Origin of the sequence: Mesorhizobium australicum (genome assembly GCF_900177325.1) — a bacterium.
Lineage (GTDB): Bacteria > Pseudomonadota > Alphaproteobacteria > Rhizobiales > Rhizobiaceae > Mesorhizobium_A > Mesorhizobium_A australicum_A.
In genome coordinates this window covers 4,710,001-4,712,500 of record NZ_FXBL01000004.1, presented here as the reverse complement: position 1 = coordinate 4,712,500, position 2,500 = coordinate 4,710,001, and the positions used below count along the sequence as shown (strand labels likewise).

The window sequence follows — 2,500 nt, the reverse complement described above, 5'->3', positions numbered from 1 at the left end:
GCTCTGCGAAGTCGCAAGACGACGTATAGGGTCTGACGCCTGCCCGGTGCTGGAAGGTTAAGAGGAGAGGTGCAAGCTTTGAATCGAAGCCCCAGTAAACGGCGGCCGTAACTATAACGGTCCTAAGGTAGCGAAATTCCTTGTCGGGTAAGTTCCGACCTGCACGAATGGCGTAACGACTTCCCCGCTGTCTCCAGCAGAGACTCAGTGAAATTGAATTCCCCGTGAAGATGCGGGGTTCCTGCGGTTAGACGGAAAGACCCCGTGCACCTTTACTATAGCTTTACACTGGCATTCGTGTCGGCATGTGTAGGATAGGTGGTAGACTTTGAAGCCAGGGCGCCAGCTCTGGTGGAGTCATCCTTGAAATACCACCCTTATCTATATGGATGTCTAACCGCGACCCGTTATCCGGGCCCGGGACAGTGTATGGTGGGTAGTTTGACTGGGGCGGTCGCCTCCCAAAGAGTAACGGAGGCGCGCGATGGTGGGCTCAGAACGGTCGGAAATCGTTCGCTGAGTGCAATGGCATAAGCCTGCCTGACTGCGAGACTGACAAGTCGAGCAGAGACGAAAGTCGGTCATAGTGATCCGGTGGTCCCGTGTGGAAGGGCCATCGCTCAACGGATAAAAGGTACGCCGGGGATAACAGGCTGATGACCCCCAAGAGTCCATATCGACGGGGTTGTTTGGCACCTCGATGTCGACTCATCGCATCCTGGGGCTGGAGCAGGTCCCAAGGGTATGGCTGTTCGCCATTTAAAGCGGTACGTGAGTTGGGTTCAGAACGTCGTGAGACAGTTCGGTCCCTATCTGCCGTGGGTGTAGGAATGTTGAGAGGATCTGTCCCTAGTACGAGAGGACCGGGATGGACGTATCTCTGGTGGACCTGTTGTGGCGCCAGCCGCATAGCAGGGTAGCTATATACGGACGGGATAACCGCTGAAGGCATCTAAGCGGGAAACCCACCTCAAAACGAGCATTCCCTGAGAGCCGTGGAAGACGACCACGTTGATAGGCCGGGTGTGGAAGCGCAGCAATGTGTGAAGCTTACCGGTACTAATAGCTCGATTGGCTTGATCATTCTCATTACTCATGCCCATTTTGATGGGTTGGCACAAAAGACAGCTTCTCGAAACAACATGCTCTTCGTTGACCTGGTGGTTATGGCGGAGCGGCTGCACCCGATCCCATTCCGAACTCGGCCGTGAAACGCTCCAGCGCTGATGGTACTTCGTCCTAAGACGCGGGAGAGTAGGTCGCTGCCAGGTCTGCAAAGCGCATGTTGTGAAATCTTCTCCTTACGAATGCCCGCCACTATGGCGGCACCGGGCCGCGGAAGCGGCCTTTGTCGTTCAGGGCATCTGGTTTCGTCTAGGCATCGTGCCTATATGAAGAAAGTGACGCGGGGTGGAGCAGCCCGGTAGCTCGTCAGGCTCATAACCTGAAGGCCGCAGGTTCAAATCCTGCCCCCGCAACCATCGATCGCTAGGTAATTCAAATAGAAAGCCCGGTGAGAAATCGCTGGGCTTTTTGTCTTTGAGGTGTTGTGCGCCACGGTGATCCGAAGGCTTGGCTGTCAGCTGACTCCCCCAAAAAAGTTCTATCTAGTTCTGAGTTCGTTTCCGGTGGTGGTTTTGCCCTGCTGGGTGGGTGAAGCGGCGGGTGCTTGCGCGGAGCCGCTATCGTTGCGCAGTGCAAGCGACCGTCGCGGGGTGAGGGTTCTGGCGAACTCGTCTGGCGTCTGCCAAGCGATTTGGGAGTGCGGCCGGACGGTGTTGTAGTCGGCGCGCCACAGGGCTGTTGCTACGCGCGCCTGGGTCAGCGAGGTGAATGGCGTCTCGTTGAGCAGTTCGTCTCGCAGCCGACCGTTGAAGCTTTCGATGAAGCCGTTCTGCATGGGCTTTGCCCGGCGCGATGTAGGGACACTCGACGCGGTTCTGATCGGCCCAGGCGAGGATAGCGTCCGAGGTGAGCTCGGTGCCGCTGTCGCTGGTCCCGGACTTGATCCGGGATCATTCTCGGCCGTCACCATTTTTCCCACGAGGTCCTTCAGCGCCGCATTGTCCAGCATGGCGTCGGCCAGCAGACGCTTCAGTCGCGCGTTCTCGTCCTCCAGCGCCTTCAGCCGGCGCGCCTCCGAGACGTCCATCCCGCCGAAGCGGGCCTTCCAGCTGTAGATCGAGGCGTCGCTGACCCCGTGTTTGCGGCACAGGTCGGCGACCGAAACCCCGGCCTCATGTTCCTTCAGAATTCCGATGATCTGCTCTTCAGAGAAGCGGCTGCGCTTCATGTCCTGATCCTCTCGACGGGCCAGAACGAACTTCAACCCGGATTAGAGCGCAGGGGCAACGTCACCGGAAACCGGCCGGCGCTTCGAGGGCGGTCGCAAACATCTCGATCGACTCAGCCGCCCTCGCCTCAAGAGTGTCGATTTCCAAATTTCTTCGATTTTCGTTGTTGACAGTATGGATTGATGGCGACTATATACGCCCCACCA

1 tRNA gene, 2 rRNA genes and 1 pseudogene (1 of these 4 cut by a window edge) are annotated in these 2,500 nt (G+C 57.7%); 3 read left to right on the top strand and 1 reads right to left on the bottom strand.

Going from position 1 to position 2,500, the window contains the following annotated elements:
• From B9Z03_RS25620 to B9Z03_RS25610, 3 genes are all read left to right on the top strand, one after another.
• Window positions 1-1,084: ribosomal RNA gene (locus tag B9Z03_RS25620) — 23S ribosomal RNA — on the top strand (it extends 1,715 nt beyond the left edge of the window).
• Between the two features lie 72 nt (window positions 1,085-1,156).
• A 5S ribosomal RNA gene (rrf, locus tag B9Z03_RS25615) occupies window positions 1,157-1,271 on the top strand.
• A 133-nt stretch (window positions 1,272-1,404) separates the two neighbouring features.
• A tRNA-Met gene (locus B9Z03_RS25610) sits at window positions 1,405-1,481 on the top strand.
• A gap of 122 nt (window positions 1,482-1,603) precedes the next feature.
• On the opposite strand, the pseudogene B9Z03_RS30050 reads toward B9Z03_RS25610, so the two are convergent.
• Window positions 1,604-2,293 (bottom strand): annotated as a pseudogene (locus B9Z03_RS30050) (integrase core domain-containing protein).
• Window positions 2,294-2,500: the final 207 nt, after the last annotated feature.